This window comes from Pseudomonas sp. SD17-1 (assembly GCF_029201585.1).
GTDB lineage: Bacteria > Pseudomonadota > Gammaproteobacteria > Pseudomonadales > Pseudomonadaceae > Aquipseudomonas > Aquipseudomonas palmensis.
On record NZ_CP104044.1, the window covers coordinates 1,220,136 to 1,235,958 of the forward strand.

Sequence of the window (15,823 nt, forward strand, 5' to 3'; positions counted from 1 at the left end):
GGCATCGCGTAAAAAAAGATTCCGATTCAGTTCAGAATCACCAGCGCCGGGTACTCCTGCAGGCGTGCGGAGGTGATGTGGGCCAGCGAGCGCACCGCTTCGAGGGGTTGGTCGAGGCGGTAGTTGCCGGTGACGGCGACGTTCTGCAGGCGCTCGCTGGTGTTGATGATCCAGCCCGGGTAGTAGCGCCCCAACTCGGCCAGCACCTGGCTCAGGGGGCAGTTCTCGAACACCAGCCGGCCCTCGATCCAGGCCAGGTCCTTTTGCCCGTCCAGGCGCTCGCGCTGGCTGAAACCGTTGGGGCCGAGGCTGATGCTGTCGCCGGCCGACAGGCGGATGCGCTGGTCGCTGTTGCCCAGCAGGTCGACGTCGCCGCGCTGCACCCGCACCTGTGCCTGGCCGTCGAGGTAGCGCACGGCGAAATCGGTGTCGCGCACGCTGGCGCGCAACGGCCCGGCGCGCAGCTCGAAGGGCTGCTGCCCGCCGGGGACCTGGAAGTAGGCTTCGCCCTGGTACAGCCGGGCGATGCGCTGGCGGTCGTTGATGTTGCTGGAGAACGCCGAATTGGTATTGAGCAGTACCTTGGAGCCGTCCTGCAGTTCCAGGCGCTGGCGCTCGCCGACCACGGTCAGGTGATCGGCCTGCAGGCGCATGGGCAGGTTGCCGACCGTGAACACACCCACCAGCAGCACCGCGGCGGTGGCCAGCGGCTTCCAGTGCGGGCGCAGGCGGGCCAGGCGCGAGGGACGCTGGCGTTGCTGCAGCTGCAGCGCGGCGGCGCGCACGCTGTCGCCGTGCCACAGGGCTTCGGCCTGCACGTAGGCCGGGGCATTGGCCGGGTCGGCCTCGAGCCAGGCCTCGAAGGCCCGGGTGTCTTCGGGCGTGGCGCATTGCAGGCGTATCAGCCAGTCCAGCGCCTGGTCCATGGCGCTGTCGCAGGCAGCCGGGTCTGGCGGCGCAGGGCGGTCAGGGGCACTGTCGGTCACGGAGGGTCCTTGGCATGCTTGTGTATCAGGTAATGATCAAGTGTATCGGCATGTGAGGCAAGCAGGCTCAATCGCGATTGAGACGATCGGCTACGCCTACACAGATGGCCATGATCAGTTTCAGTTCCTTCTGAACCGTGCTGGCGGACACCTTCAGTTGTTCGGCGATTTCCAGATAGCTGGCGCCGTGCAATCGGCTGAGGATGAAGATGCGCTGCTGGCGGGCGCTGAGCTCGCCCAGCGAGGTGCTCAGGCGGCGCAGCAACTGCTCCGCGTGGGTGGCGTCCTCGGCGCTGCCGTGGCTGGCGGCCACGTTGTGCAGCACCGCCTCGGGCACATCGTCGAGCAGGGTGCGGGCTTGCACGCGGCGGGCGCGCAGGTGGTCCAGGGCGAGGTTGCGGGCGGTCTGGAACACGAAGGGTTCGAGGTGCTCGATGGGGCGTTCGCCCAGGGCGCGGGTGACGCGCAGGTAGGTTTCCTGAAGCAGGTCTTCGGCGGTGCTGGGGTTGTCGACCATGCGCTGCAGGGTGCGTAGCAGGGTGACCCGCTGGGCGAGGAAGACGGCGTTGAAGCGGGACTGACTCACAGCGATACCTGACCGGGATTTCAGTGAATGATAATGCTTATCATCAATGCTGTTGGTCAAGGGGGAAAAGCAGCGGCAAGCTTTCAGTGCCAGGCGGCAGGAGGAAAAGCAGGCTTACCCCCCGGCTTGCCTGCCGCCTGAAGCTTGCGGCTTGAGACTTGAGACTATCGCGCCTCCCATAGCGCCAGGCAGTTGTCCAGCATGCGGTTGGAAAAGCCCCATTCGTTGTCGTACCAGGCCATCACCTTGAGCATCTTGCCGGCCACCTTGGTGTGATTGGCGTCGAAGATCGACGAAAGCGGGTTGTGGTTGAAGTCGCACGACACCAGCGGCAGGGTGTTGTAACCGAGGATCTTCGAGTGCTGGCTGGCCTCTTTCATCAGCGCATTGACCTCTTCCACGCTGGCCTCGCGCGTCACGTTCAGGGTCAGGTCCACCAGCGACACGTTGATCACCGGCACCCGCACGGCCATGCCGGTCAGCTTGCCGGCCAGTTCCGGCAACACCAGGCCCACGGCCTCGGCTGCGCCGGTCTTGCTCGGGATCATCGACTGGGTGGCCGCCCGCGCCCGGTACGGGTCGCTGTGGTACACGTCGGTCAGGCTCTGGTCGTTGGTGTAGGCATGGATGGTGGTCATCAGGCCCTGTTCGATGCCCAGTTCGCGGTGCAGTACCTGCGCCACCGGCGCCAGGCAGTTGGTGGTGCACGAAGCACTGGAGATGATCTGGTGCGAGGGGCGCAGGATGTCGTGGTTGACCCCGTACACCACCGTTGCGTCCACGCCCTTGCCGGGGGCCGAGATGATGACTTTGCGTGCCCCGGCAGTAAGATGGGCCGCGGCCCGGGTGCGCTCGGTGAACAGGCCCGTGCATTCGAACACCACGTCCACACCCAGCGCCTGCCACGGCAGCTCGGCGGGGTTGCGAATCGCGCTGACGGCAATTCGGTCGCCGTTGACCGTGATGCTCTCGCCATCGCTGTGAACCTGTGCATCGAATGCCCCGTGCACGCTGTCGTACTTGAGCAGGTGCGCATTGATCGAGCTGTCGCCCAGGTCGTTGATGGCGACGACCTGCAGGTCCTGACGGTAGCCTTGGGTATACAGTGCGCGAAGAATGTTGCGGCCGATGCGGCCAAAACCATTGATTGCGATACGTAATGTCATGGAGCTACCTCTGGCAGACTGTCTGAGCCCCGGAAAGAGCCTGAATCTGATTTTGTTGTTGGAATTACAAGATTATTCGTAAAAAAATAGAAAACAAGCCTTTTTGCTGGCAGTATTTTGTTCAATCTACAACGAGTGACCGGCCAAGCCGTTACCCACCTACATTCGCGCCCCTGCCTTGAGCCTAGGTCGCAATCGTTTGTAAGGGAAACCGCCGCAGAGGTTGCTGCCCCTTAGCCTGGAGTCCAGTACATGCATCCGCGCATTCTTGAGGTCACCGAACGGCTGATCGCCCGTAGCCGTCCTACCCGCGAGCGCTACCTTCAGTTGATTCGCGGGGCGGCCAGCGACGGCCCGATGCGCGCCAAGCTGCAATGCGCCAACTTCGCCCATGGCGTGGCCGGCTGCGGCAGCGACGACAAGCACAGCCTGCGCATGATGAACGCGGCCAACGTCGCCATCGTCTCGGCCTACAACGACATGCTCTCGGCGCACCAGCCCTACGAGCACTTCCCCCAGCAGATCAAGCAGGCGCTGCGCGAAATCGGCTCGGTGGGCCAGTTTGCCGGCGGGGTGCCGGCCATGTGCGACGGCGTCACCCAGGGTGAACCGGGCATGGAGCTGGGCATCGCCAGCCGTGAAGTGATCGCCATGTCTACCGCGATTGCGCTGTCGCACAACATGTTCGACGCGGCGCTGCTGCTGGGTATCTGCGACAAGATCGTGCCGGGCCTGTTGATGGGGGCGCTGCGCTTTGGCCATCTGCCCCAGCTGTTCGTGCCGGGCGGGCCGATGCCCTCGGGTATCTCCAACAAGGAAAAGGCCGACGTGCGCCAGCGCTACGCCGAGGGCAAGGCCAGTCGCGAAGAGCTGCTGGAGTCGGAAATGAAGTCCTACCACAGCCCCGGTACCTGCACCTTCTACGGCACGGCCAATACCAACCAGTTGCTGATGGAAGTGATGGGCCTGCACCTGCCCGGTGCCTCGTTCGTCAACCCGTACACGCCGCTGCGCGATGCGCTCACCGTAGAGGCCGCGCAGCAGGTCACGCGCCTGACCAGGGCCAGTGGCAACTTCATGCCGCTGGGCGAGATCGTCGACGAGAAGTCGCTGGTCAACTCCATCGTCGCGCTGCACGCCACCGGCGGCTCTACCAACCATACCCTGCACATGCCGGCGATTGCCCAGGCGGCCGGCATCCAGCTGACCTGGCAGGACATGGCCGACCTGTCCGAGGTGGTGCCAACGCTGTCGCACGTGTACCCCAACGGCAAGGCCGACATCAACCACTTCCAGGCGGCGGGCGGCATGGCCTTCCTGATCCGCGAGCTGCTCGATGCCGGGTTGCTGCACGAGGACGTGAACACCGTGGCCGGCCCCGGCCTGCGCCGTTATACCCAGGAGCCGTTCCTGGACAACGGCAGGCTGGTGTGGCGCGAAGGCCCCGAGGCCAGCCTTGACGAAAGCATCCTGCGTCCGGTGGCCAAACCGTTCTCCGCCGAGGGCGGCCTGCGGGTGATGCAAGGCAACCTTGGCCGTGGGGTGATGAAGGTGTCTGCGGTGGCGGCCGAGCACCAGGTGGTCGAAGCCCCGGCGCGGGTGTTCCACGATCAGCAGGAACTGGCCGATGCGTTCAAGGCCGGCGAGCTGGAGCGCGATTTCGTCGCCGTGGTGCGCTTCCAGGGCCCGCGCTGCAACGGCATGCCCGAACTGCACAAGATGACCCCGTTCCTGGGTGTGCTGCAGGACCGCGGCTTCAAGGTCGCGTTGGTGACCGACGGGCGCATGTCGGGAGCTTCGGGCAAGATTCCGGCGGCCATTCATGTGTGCCCGGAAGCGTTCGATGGCGGCCCGCTGGCGCGGGTGCGCGATGGCGACATCGTGCGCGTGGACGGCGTGGCCGGCACCTTGCAGGTGCGCGTCGAGCCGGCCGAACTGGCCGCTCGCGAGCTGCCGGCAGCGCCGCTGGGCAATGACCTGGGCTGCGGGCGCGAGCTGTTCGGCTTCCTGCGCGTGGCGCTGAGCTCGGCCGAGCAGGGCGCCAGCGCCTTCACCTCGGCCCTGGAGAACTTCAAATGAAGGTCGCACTGGTCGGTGACATAGGCGGCACCAATGCCCGCTTCGCGTTGTGGCGCGACAACGCGCTGCACGCGGTGCAGGTGTTCCCCACGGCTGACTACACCAGCCCCGAGCAGGCCATCGGCGTGTACCTGGCCGCGCAGGGCCTGGCCAAGGGCGAGGTGGCGGCGGTGTGCCTGGCGGTGGCCGGGCCGGTCAGCGGCGATGAGTTTCGTTTCACCAACAGCCATTGGCGCCTGAGCCGCAAGGCATTCTGCGCCAACCTGCAGGTCGAGCACCTGCTGCTGATCAACGACTTCACCGCCATGGCGCTGGGCATGACCCGCCTGCAGCCGGATGAAGTGCGCAATGTGTGCGCCGGCACCCCGGACACCACCCGTCCGGCGGTGGTGATCGGGCCGGGTACCGGGCTGGGTGTCGGGACCTTGCTTGGCCTGGGCGAGCAGCGCTGGCTGGCGCTGCCGGGTGAGGGCGGGCATGTCGATCTGCCGGTGGGCAGTGCACGCGAGGCGGCGATTCGCCAGGCGATCGCGCTGGACACCGGCCACGTCAGCGCCGAAACCGTGCTCAGTGGCGGCGGGCTGCTGCGCCTGTACCACGCCATCTGTGCACTGGACGGGCATGCCCCCACGCTGGGCACGCCGGCCCAGATCACCGACGCGGCGTTGCACGACGACCCGGTGGCGCTGGAGGTGATCGAGCAGTTCTGCCGTTTTCTGGGGCGGGTGGCCGGCAACAATGTGCTGACCCTGGGCGGGCGTGGCGGGGTGTTCATCGTGGGCGGGGTGATTCCGCGCTTTGCCGAGTTGTTCCTGCGCAGCGGCTTTGCCGCGAGTTTTGCCGACAAGGGCTGCATGAGCGCCTACCTTGAAGGGGTGCCGGTGTGGCTGGTGACGGCGGAGTATTCCGGGTTGGAAGGGGCGGGAGTGGCGTTGCAGCAGGCACTGGCCCAGCACGCCTGAGTTGGAGTGACTGGCCGGGCCCTGTCGCGGGTCAAGCCCGCTCCCACCAGGTTCGATGCCGTACCTGTGGGAGCGGGCTTGACCCGCGATGGGGCCGCCAAGGAATGCACTGACAAGGACAACAACCGTGACCAAGTCGATTCTGCTGGTCGATGACGACCAGGACATCCGTGAACTGCTGCAGGCCTACCTGAGCAAATGCGGCTTCCAGGTGCAGGCCCAGGCCGATGGCCAGGGTTTTCGCCAGGCTCTGGACACACACGGCGCCGACCTGGTGATCCTCGATGTGATGCTGCCCGACGAAGACGGTTTCAGCCTGTGCCGCTGGGTGCGACAGCATCCGCGTCAGGCGCGGGTGCCGATCATCATGCTCACCGCCAGTTCCGACGAAACCGATCGCGTCATCGGCCTGGAACTGGGCGCCGACGATTACCTGGGCAAACCCTTCAGCCCCCGCGAGCTGCAAGCCCGCATCAAGGCCCTGCTGCGCCGCGCCGGCTTCATGCATGAACGCCCCGGCGGTGACGTGCTGACCTTCGACGAGTGGCGCCTGGATACGGTCAGCCACCGCCTGTTCCACCGCGACGGCGAAGAGGTGATCCTGTCTGGCGCCGATTTCGCCCTGCTCAAGCTGTTCCTCGACCACCCGCAACAGATCCTCGACCGCGACACCATCGGCAATGCCACCCGTGGTCGCGAGCCGATGCCCCTGGACCGTATCGTCGACATGGCGGTCAGCCGCCTGCGCCAGCGTCTGCGCGATACCGAAAAACCTCCGCGACTGATCCGCACCGTACGCGGCAGCGGCTACCTGCTGGCGGCCAGTGTTGCGCCCGCGCACTGAGCGGCGCTGGCGCCTGCCGCTGCCACGCTCGCTGCTGGGGCGCATGCTGCTGCTGACCCTGCTGGTGGTGACGGCGGCCCAGGGGTTGTCCAGCGTGATCTGGGTGTCGCAGTTGCGCGCCAGCCAGCTCGAAGGGCTGCTGGCCAGCGCGCGCAGCCTGGCGCATTCGATGACCGCCAGCGTCAGTTACTTTCGTTCGCTGCCGCTGGCCTACCGGCCGCTGGTGCTGGACCAGCTGCGCAGCATGGGGGGCACGCGCTTCGTGGTGTCGCTCAATGACCGGCCGCTGGACATGCAGGTGCTGCCGGTGACCCCGCGCAAGCAGGCGGTGATCGAGGCGTTCGAGCAGGTACTGCACGAGCGCCTGGGCGAGCAGATGGAAATCTCGGTGGAGTTCGTCGGCCCCGAGCAACTGCGTCTGTTCAACAGCGGGCTCAAGCTCGATGAACTGCCGCGCTCCTGGGCGCACTACTCGCTGACCCTGGAGCCGGTCAACCCGCCGGTGCTGGTGACCCAGATCCGCCTGGGCGAGGGCGAATGGCTGTACATCGCCTCGCTGCTGCCCGAGCCCTACACCAGCCTCGAGGCCGAGGGCCTGCCGCGCCAGCAGGTGGGGTTCATCGCACTGACCAGTTTCTTTCTGCTGCTGTTCATCGGCCTGCTGGTGCATTGGCAGACCCGTCCGCTCAAGCGCCTGGCACGCGCGGCGCGGGAGCTGTCGCTGGGCGCCGACGCGCCGCCGGAGGTGGAGGGCGGCGGCAGCGAAGTGGTGGAGGTGGGGCGCGCCTTCAATGCCATGCGCGAACGCATCAGCCGCTACCTGACCGAGCGCAGCCAACTGTTCAGCGCGATCTCCCACGACCTGCGCACGCCGATCACGCGCCTGCGCCTGCGCGTCGAGCTGCTGGAGGATGAACAGCTGCAACACAAGTTCGGCCGTGACCTGGACGAGCTGGAGCTGCTGGTCAAGGGCGCCCTGCAGTGCGTGAAGGACACCGACATCCACGAGAACATCGAACCCATCGACCTCAACCAGGTGCTCGACTGCCTGGTGGAACCCTACCTGGCCAGTGCGCGCGTCACCGTGCAGGGCAGGGCGCTGGCGGCGTATCCGGGCAAGCCGCTGGCGCTCAAGCGCTGCATCGGCAACCTGATCGACAACGCGCTCAAGTACGGCGAGCGTGCGCACCTGCGCATCATCGACAGTGCCACCGGCTTCGTGCTGCAGGTGGACGACGAGGGCCCCGGCGTGCCGGAGCAGCGCCAGGAACAGGTGTTCGAGCCACATGTGCGCCTGGCCGGCCAGCAGCAGGGCTACGGGCTGGGGCTGGGCATCGCGCGCAACATCGCCCACAGCCACGGCGGTGAGGTGAGCCTGCGCAACCTGCGCGAAGGCGGCCTGCGGGTCACCCTGAGCCTGCCGCGCAGTGCGGGCCAGCGGGTGAATGTCACAGGTCGGTGACATTCGCGCATCCCTTCGTTACTTCTGCCGCCCCAGGGGGTGGCTAGACTTCGATTCACGCGCAAGCAGCATGACTTGCACCGGCATAACAACAAGAAAGGTTTCCCTTGATGAATGCGATCAATCGCCTCGCCGCCGTTGTTTCCCTTGCTTCCCTGTTGCCATTGAGCGCCCTGGCTGCCGAACCCGGCACGGTCGAGGTGACCCACTGGTGGACGTCCGGTGGCGAGAAGGCGGCCGTGGACACGCTGCGCAAGCAGATCGAACAGGACGGCTTTGTGTGGAAGGACAACGCCGTGGCCGGGGGCGGCGGCGCGGCCGCCATGACCGTGCTCAAGAGCCGCGCGGTGGCCGGCAACCCGCCAGCCGCTGCCCAGGTCAAGGGCCCGGACATCCAGGACTGGGGCGCGCTGGGCCTGCTGACCAACCTGGACGATGTGGCCAAGGCCAACGACTGGGACGCGCTGCTGCCCAGAAAGGTTGCCGACATCATGAAGTACGACGGTCATTACGTGGCCGTGCCGGTGAACATCCACCGGGTCAACTGGCTGTGGATCAACCCGCAGGTGTTCGCCAAGGCCGGGGCCAAGGTGCCGACCACCCTGGACGAACTGTTCGCCGCCGCCGACAAGCTCAAGGCTGCCGGCTTCGTGCCCCTGGCCCACGGCGGCCAGCCGTGGCAGGACAGTACCGTGTTCGAGGACGTGGTGCTGAGCATTCTCGGGCCCAAGGGCTACCACGCCGCCTTTGTCGAGCTGGATGAAAAGACCCTGACCGGTGCGCAGATGATCGAGGCGTTCAGCACCTTGCAGCGCCTGGGCACCTACATGGACCCCAACCGTGCCGGGCGTGACTGGAACGTTGCGGCCGCCGAGGTCATCAACGGCAAGGCCGGCATGCAGATCATGGGCGACTGGGCCAAGAGCGAATGGACCGCTGCGGGCAAGATCGCCGGCAAGGACTACGAGTGCGTAGCGTTCCCCGGTACCCAGGGCAGCTTTGCCTACAACATCGACTCGCTGGTGATGTTCAGGCTCAAGGACGAGAACGACATCAAGGCCCAGAACGACCTGGCCAAGGTGGCGCTGGAGCCGGCGTTCCAGACCGTGTTCAACCAGAACAAGGGGTCGCTGCCGGTACGCCAGGACATGGACATGGGCCCGTTCGATGCCTGCACGCAAAAGTCCGCCGCGGACTTCAAGGCGGCCGAGCAGGGCGATGGCCTGCAACCGAGCATGGCGCACAACATGGCCACCAGCCTGGCGGTGCAGGGCGCCATCTTCGATGTGGTGACCAACTTCCTCAATGACCCGAAGGCCGACCCGGCCAAGGCGGTCAAGCAGCTGGATTCGGCGATCAAGTCGGCTAAATGATGGTGTAGGCGCGGGCCCCTTCGCCGGCAAGGCCGGCTCCTACAGGAGCCGCGCCGCTGCCTGTGTAGGAGCCGGCCTTGCCGGCGAAGCGGTGCGCAGCACCGCACCTCCAACCGAGAACCTTCCGATGAGCACTATCGCCGTCCTCAACAAGGCCTCACCCCTCGATGCATTGCAACGCTGGCTGCCCCGACTGGTACTGGCGCCGAGCATGCTGATCGTGCTGGTGGGCTTCTACGGCTATATCCTGTGGACCTTCGTCCTGTCGTTCACCAATTCAAGCTTCATGCCCAGCTACAAGTGGGTGGGCCTGGCCCAGTACGCCCGCCTGATGGACAACGACCGCTGGTGGGTCGCCAGCAAGAACCTGCTGTTGTTCGGCGGCATGTTCATCGGCATCAGCCTGGTGGTCGGCGTGCTGCTGGCGGTGCTGCTCGACCAGCGTATCCGCCGCGAAGGCTTTATCCGCACCGTCTACCTGTACCCCATGGCGCTGTCGATGATCGTCACCGGCACCGCCTGGAAATGGCTGCTCAACCCCGGCCTTGGCCTGGACAAGATGCTGCGCGACTGGGGCTGGGAAGGCTTTCGCCTGGACTGGCTGGTCGACCCCGACCGCGTGGTGTACTGCCTGGTGATTGCTGCCGTGTGGCAGGCCTCGGGGTTCGTCATGGCGCTGTTTCTGGCCGGGCTGCGCGGGGTCGACCCGTCGATCATCCGCGCCGCCCAGGTCGATGGCGCGAGCCTGCCGACCATCTACCTGCGCATCGTGCTGCCCAGCCTGCGCCCGGTGTTCTTCAGTGCATTGATGATTCTGGCGCACATCGCGATCAAGAGCTTCGACCTGGTGGCGGCAATGACCGCCGGTGGCCCGGGCTACGCTTCGGACCTGCCGGCGATGTTCATGTATTCGTTCACCTTCAGCCGCGGCCAGATGGGCATGGGCTCGGCCAGCGCGATCCTGATGCTGGGTGCGATCCTGGCGATCCTGGTGCCGTACCTGTATTCGGAACTCAGGAGCAAGCGCCATGAGTAGTTCACTTGCTGCTCGTCGACCGAGCCTGAGCCGCCTGGCGATCTACGCCACCCTGATCGCGGCCTGCCTGGTGTACCTGGTGCCGCTGATCGTGATGCTGCTGACCAGCTTCAAGAGCCCCGACGACATCCGCACCGGCAACCTGCTGAGCTGGCCCGAGGTGATCACCGGCATCGGCTGGGTCAAGGCCTGGGACGCGGTGGGCGGGTATTTCTGGAACTCGGTGAAGATCACCGTGCCGGCGGTGCTGATCTCCACCCTGGTGGGGGCGCTCAACGGCTACGTGCTGTCGATGTGGCGCTTCCGTGGCTCGCAGCTGTTCTTCGGGCTGCTGCTGTTCGGCTGCTTCCTGCCGTTCCAGACGGTGCTGCTGCCGGCCTCGTTCACCCTCGGCAAGCTGGGCCTGGCCAGTACCACCACCGGCCTGGTGCTGGTGCACATCGTGTACGGCCTGGCCTTCACCACGCTGTTTTTCCGCAACTACTACACCAGCGTGCCCCAGGCCCTGGTGCAGGCGGCGCGGCTGGATGGCGCGGGGTTCTTCACCATCTTCGGGCGCATCCTGCTGCCCATGTCGATCCCGATCATCATGGTGTGCCTGATCTGGCAGTTCACCCAGATCTGGAACGACTTTCTGTTCGGCGTGGTGTTCGCCAGTGGCGACGCGCAACCGATCACCGTGGCCCTCAACAACCTGGTCAACACCAGCACCGGGGCCAAGGAATACAACGTCGACATGGCGGCGGCGATGATCGCCGGGTTACCGACCCTGTTGGTCTATGTGCTGGCTGGCAAGTATTTCCTGCGTGGGCTCACCGCCGGCGCGGTCAAGGGGTAGAACATGGCAACGCTTGAATTGCGCAACGTCAACAAGACCTACGGCAGCGGCCTGCCGGACACGCTGAAGAACATCGAACTGAAGATCGGCTCGGGCGAGTTCCTGATCCTGGTGGGCCCCTCGGGCTGCGGCAAATCCACCCTCATGAACTGCATCGCGGGGCTGGAGCAGATCAGCGGCGGGGCGATTCTGGTGGACGACGCCGACATCAGTGGCATGAGCCCCAAGGATCGCGACATCGCCATGGTGTTCCAGTCGTATGCGCTGTACCCGACCATGAACGTGCGCGACAACATCGCCTTCGGCCTGAAGATTCGCAAGATGACCCCGGCGGCCATCGACGAGGAGGTGGCGCGGGTGGCCAAGCTGCTGCAGATCGAGCACCTGCTGGGGCGCAAGCCCGGCCAGCTGTCCGGTGGGCAGCAGCAGCGCGTGGCCATGGGCCGGGCGCTGGCACGCCGGCCCAGGATCTACCTGTTCGACGAGCCGCTGTCCAACCTCGACGCCAAGCTGCGGGTGGAGATGCGCACCGAGATCAAGCTGATGCACCAGCGCCTGAAGACCACCACGGTGTACGTGACCCACGACCAGATCGAGGCCATGACCCTGGGCGACAAGGTGGCGGTGATGAAGGATGGGCTGATCCAGCAGTTCGGCACCCCGCAGCAGATCTACAACGACCCGGCCAACCTGTTCGTGGCGAGTTTCATCGGCTCGCCGCCGATGAACTTCATACCCTTGCGCCTGCAACGCCAGGAGGGTCGCCTGCTGGCCCTGCTCGACAGCGGCCAGGGGCGCTGCGAGCTGCCGCTGGGCACCGGCGAGGCGGGGCTGGAGGCGCGCGAGGTGATCCTGGGCATTCGCCCGGAGCAGATCAGCCTGGCGGGGGTCGAAGGCAATGGCCTGCCGAGCATTCGCGCCCAGGTGCAGGTCACCGAGCCGACCGGGCCGGACACCCTGGTGTTCGTGACCCTCAACCAGACCAAGGTGTGCTGCCGACTGGCACCGGAGTTCGCGCCGCAGGTCGGCGAAAGCCTGAGCTTGCAGTTCGATCCTGCGCGGGTGCTGCTGTTCGATGCAGAAACGGGCGAACGGCTGGGGCGCGGGCGTGCACCGCTCGATACGGTCGGCACCGACAACATTGCCCAATTCAGGGGCCGCTGAATTCGTTGTAAAGCATGGACACCATCGAAAACAATAAGACGAGGACACAGGGGATGGATCATTTCAAACGTGTTTTGCCGCGGGGCTGCATGACCCTGCTGGCGGCCTTCGGGGTCAGTTGCGGGGCGCACGCTGCCGGCGCCTTCGACCCGGAGTCGAAGTGGATGAGCGGCGACTGGGGCGGCACACGCACCGAGTTGCTGGACAAGGGCTACGATTTTTCGCTGGATTACGTGGGCGAGGTTGCCGGCAACCTGAAGGGTGGCTACAACAACGACAAGACGGCTCGCTACAGCGACCAGTTCGCCCTGGGTGTGAAGATGGACCTGGAGAAGATCCTGGGTTGGCACGACGCCGAGTTCAAGCTGGCGATCACCGAGCGCAGCGGGCGCAACCTGTCCAACGACCGCATCAGCGACCCTCGGGCCGGGCAGTTCAGCTCGGTGCAGGAGGTGTGGGGCCGCGGGCAGACCTGGCGCCTGACCCAGATGTGGGTCAAGCAGACCTACTTCGACGGCAAGCTCGACCTCAAGGCGGGGCGCTTCGGCCCGGGCGAGGAGTTCAACAGCTTCCCCTGCGATTTCCAGAACCTGGCCTTCTGCGGCTCGCAGGTGGGCAACTGGGTGGGCAGCATCTGGTACAACTGGCCGGTCAGCCAGTGGGCGTTGCGCGCCAAGTACAACCTCACGCCGGAGTTCTTCGCCCAGGTCGGGGTGTTCGAGCAGAACCCTTCGAACCTTGAGACGGGCAATGGCTTCAAGCTCAGCGGCAGCGGCACCAAGGGCATGATCCTGCCGGTGGAGCTGGTGTGGGCCCCCAGGGTCAACGGCCTGCCCGGCGAGTACCGCCTGGGTTACTACTACAGCACTGCCAAGGCCGATGACATCTATGAGGACGTCAATGGCCAACCCCAGGGCCTGACTGGCGCAGACCCCAAGTCGCATTCGAGCAAGCATGGCTGGTGGGTGGTGGCGCAGCAGCAGGTTACTGCGCACAACGGCGATGCCAATCGCGGCCTGAGCCTGTTCGCCAACTTTACCGTGCACGACAAGGCCACCAACGTGGTCGACAACTACCAGCAGGTGGGCATGGTGTACAAGGGCGCCTTCGATTCGCGGCCCAAGGACGACATCGGCTTCGGCGTGGCGCGCATTCATGTCAACGATGACGTGAAGAAGCGTGCGCAGCAGCTCAATGGGGTCAGCGGTATCGATGACTACAACGACATGGGCTTCGTGCCGATCCAGCGCACCGAGTACAACGCCGAGCTGTACTACGGCGTGCACGTGACCAACTGGCTGACCGTGCGCCCCAACCTTCAGTACATCCGTCATCCGGGCGGGGTGAGCGAGGTGGACAACGCGGTCGTCGCCGGGCTGAAGATTCAGTCGTCGTTCTGAGGGGATATGTTGTAAATTTACGCCAATTCGGCGTTTCGCCGGCAAGGTCGACTTCTGTAGGAGCTGGCGTTGCCGGCGAACAGGCCCCCCTAACAACAAGAGTCCCGAAACATGTCCGAGCACCCGCTTCAACGCTTCTTCACCTCGCAGCGGCCGCGACCGACCTTCGAGTGGGAGCGTTACCAGCAGCGCGACGTGCTGATCATCGATCACCCCCAGTGCCAGGCGGTGTTCAGTCGCCAGGGCGCGCAACTGCTGCACTTCCAGCCCCGTGGCGAACGCCCGTGGCTGTGGTGCGCGGCGCAGTGGCCGCAGGTCGGCGCCATTCGTGGCGGTGTGCCGGTGTGCTGGCCCTGGTACGGCCGTCACCCCAGTGAAGACATGTGGCCGGCCCACGGCTGGGGGCGCCTGCTCGACTGGAAACTGATCGACAGCAGCGAAAGCGACGAGGGTGTGACCCTCACGTGGCGCCTGCAACTGTGCGACTGGCAGGTCGACCTGGTGGCCAACCTGGGCCAGCGCATGCAGTTGCAACTGAGCACCGAGCACCAGGACAGCCTGCCGTGCCAGTTGAGTCATGCTCTGCTGGCCTACTGGCGTATTAGTGACGTTTCCGAGATAGCGCTATCTGGGTTAGAGAATGCGAGGGGGTACGATCATCTGAGGCGTCAGGCATGCCAGCAGAAGGGCGCCTTGAAAGTGCAGGGCGGCTGTCAGCGGGTGTTCCAGAATGCTGCGACCCTGCAGGTCAACGACCCGGCCTGGCAGCGTCAGCTGTGCATCGATACCGGCGACAGCGACGACACCGTGGTGTGGCATCCAGGCAGCCGGCCGCTGATGGGCGTGAGCGGCAGCGAGACCCAGGGCTTCATCTGCGTCGAGGCCGCCAGTGGCAGCAGCGACAGCCTCAGCCTGGCGCCGGGGGAGCGGGCGCACCTGCAGTTGCAGGCGCATTCGCTCAATTGAGTTCGTCGTCGATCGGGTAGCGGCTGGCGTTGAGGCTTTCCTTGATCTTGCGCAGGTGCGGCTGGAAGTCCACGCCACGGCGCAGGGTCATGCCGGTGGCCAGCACGTCGAGCACGGTCAGCTGGATGATGCGCGAGGTCATCGGCATGTAGATGTCGGTGTCTTCAGGCAGCGGGATGTTCAGGCTCAGGCTGCTGGCCTTGGCCAGTGGCGAGTCGGCAGCGGTGAGGCCGAGCACCGAGGCGCCGTTTTCCCGCGCCAGGCGCGCCACTTCGACCAGTTCGCGGGTGCGCCCGGTGTAGGAGATGATCACGAACAGCTCGCCGGTATGGGCCACCGAGGCCAGCATGCGCTGCATCAGCACGTCGGCATGCGCCGACACGGCGAGGTTGAAGCGGAAGAACTTGTGCTGTGCGTCCAGTGCCACCGGGGCCGAGGCGCCCAGGCCGAAGAAGTGGATCTGACGCGCCTGGATCAGCATGTCGACGGCGCGGCTGACCAGTTGCGGGTCGAGCTGCTGGCAGGCACTGTCGAGCGAGGCGATGGCGCTGCCGAAGATCTTCTGGGTATAGGATGCAGGGTCGTCGTCGGCTTCTACCGCACGGCTGACATAGGCGGCGCCGCTGGCCAGGCTCTGCGCCAGTTGCAGCTTGAGCTCGGGGTAGCCGCTGACGCCGAACGAACGGCAGAAGCGGTTGACGGTGGGTTCGCTGACCTTGGCTGCCTGGGCCAGCGCCGCGATGCTGAAGCGGGTGGCTTGCTGCGGGTTGGCCAGGATGACTTCGGCGACTTTGCGCTCAGCCTTGTTCAGCTCGTCGAGGCGGCCCTGGATCTGCTCCAGGAGGTTTCGCACGCGGTCCATGGGGGTATGTCCTTGGGTCGGGGAGGCCGCCGGCTGCCACGGGCAGACGGCTTTTTACGCGGTGGCCTATCGTACTGATGGCACGGTTGGCGCACCACT

14 protein-coding genes are annotated in these 15,823 nt (G+C 65.6%); 10 read left to right on the top strand and 4 right to left on the bottom strand.

Annotation, left to right across the window (positions count from 1 at the left end):
* Positions 1–26 precede the first annotated feature (26 nt).
* The 3 genes from N0B28_RS05420 to gap form a co-directional block, all read right to left on the bottom strand.
* Positions 27–986, bottom strand: coding sequence for a FecR domain-containing protein (locus N0B28_RS05420; RefSeq protein WP_054915084.1), 960 nt, complete (start codon positions 984–986; stop codon positions 27–29).
* 67 nt (positions 987–1,053) lie between these two features.
* On the bottom strand, positions 1,054–1,572 hold the full coding sequence (locus N0B28_RS05425) for a sigma-70 family RNA polymerase sigma factor (protein WP_058541438.1): 519 nt from the start codon (positions 1,570–1,572) through the stop codon (positions 1,054–1,056).
* Between the two features lie 164 nt (positions 1,573–1,736).
* Positions 1,737–2,738 (bottom strand): type I glyceraldehyde-3-phosphate dehydrogenase, encoded by a 1,002-nt coding sequence (gap, locus tag N0B28_RS05430; protein WP_043860383.1) that lies wholly within the window; start codon positions 2,736–2,738, stop codon positions 1,737–1,739.
* A gap of 252 nt (positions 2,739–2,990) precedes the next feature.
* Between gap and edd the strand changes: the two genes are divergently transcribed.
* From edd to N0B28_RS05480, 10 genes are all read left to right on the top strand, one after another.
* On the top strand, positions 2,991–4,817 hold the full coding sequence (gene edd / locus N0B28_RS05435; protein ID WP_058541439.1) for a phosphogluconate dehydratase: 1,827 nt from the start codon (positions 2,991–2,993) through the stop codon (positions 4,815–4,817).
* Entirely contained in the window at positions 4,814–5,779 is a 966-nt protein-coding gene (locus N0B28_RS05440) for a glucokinase (RefSeq protein WP_088514582.1), read from the top strand. The genes edd and N0B28_RS05440 overlap by 4 nt, the downstream gene beginning before the upstream one ends.
* Positions 5,780–5,867: 88 nt before the next feature.
* On the top strand, positions 5,868–6,623 hold the full coding sequence (locus N0B28_RS05445; protein WP_054915080.1) for a response regulator transcription factor: 756 nt from the start codon (positions 5,868–5,870) through the stop codon (positions 6,621–6,623).
* A 43-nt stretch (positions 6,624–6,666) separates the two neighbouring features.
* Positions 6,667–8,085 carry an ATP-binding protein gene (locus tag N0B28_RS05450; RefSeq protein WP_078479989.1) on the top strand — a complete coding sequence of 473 codons (1,419 nt, stop codon included), beginning with the start codon at positions 6,667–6,669 and terminating at the stop codon, positions 8,083–8,085.
* A 110-nt stretch (positions 8,086–8,195) separates the two neighbouring features.
* The gene (locus tag N0B28_RS05455; RefSeq protein WP_054915078.1) at positions 8,196–9,458 is read left to right on the top strand and encodes an ABC transporter substrate-binding protein; all 1,263 of its coding nucleotides are present in this window, start codon (positions 8,196–8,198) and stop codon (positions 9,456–9,458) included.
* Between the two features lie 127 nt (positions 9,459–9,585).
* On the top strand, positions 9,586–10,494 hold the full coding sequence (locus N0B28_RS05460; protein ID WP_043860389.1) for a sugar ABC transporter permease: 909 nt from the start codon (positions 9,586–9,588) through the stop codon (positions 10,492–10,494).
* Positions 10,487–11,332 (top strand): carbohydrate ABC transporter permease, encoded by an 846-nt coding sequence (locus N0B28_RS05465; protein ID WP_058541442.1) that lies wholly within the window; start codon positions 10,487–10,489, stop codon positions 11,330–11,332. The genes N0B28_RS05460 and N0B28_RS05465 overlap by 8 nt, the downstream gene beginning before the upstream one ends.
* Positions 11,333–11,335: 3 nt before the next feature.
* Positions 11,336–12,496, top strand: a complete 1,161-nt coding sequence (locus N0B28_RS05470; protein ID WP_210015350.1) for an ABC transporter ATP-binding protein — start codon at positions 11,336–11,338, stop codon at positions 12,494–12,496.
* A 53-nt stretch (positions 12,497–12,549) separates the two neighbouring features.
* The gene (locus N0B28_RS05475) at positions 12,550–13,896 is read left to right on the top strand and encodes a carbohydrate porin (RefSeq protein ID WP_043860392.1); all 1,347 of its coding nucleotides are present in this window, start codon (positions 12,550–12,552) and stop codon (positions 13,894–13,896) included.
* Positions 13,897–14,007: 111 nt separating this feature from the next.
* On the top strand, positions 14,008–14,862 hold the full coding sequence (locus tag N0B28_RS05480; protein ID WP_275730772.1) for a D-hexose-6-phosphate mutarotase: 855 nt from the start codon (positions 14,008–14,010) through the stop codon (positions 14,860–14,862).
* On the opposite strand, the gene hexR is transcribed toward N0B28_RS05480, so the two are convergent.
* Positions 14,855–15,715: a DNA-binding transcriptional regulator HexR gene (gene hexR / locus N0B28_RS05485; RefSeq protein WP_173925072.1), complete on the bottom strand. Its 861-nt coding sequence runs from the start codon at positions 15,713–15,715 to the stop codon at positions 14,855–14,857. The genes N0B28_RS05480 and hexR overlap by 8 nt on opposite strands.
* Between the last annotated feature and the right edge of the window lie 108 nt (positions 15,716–15,823).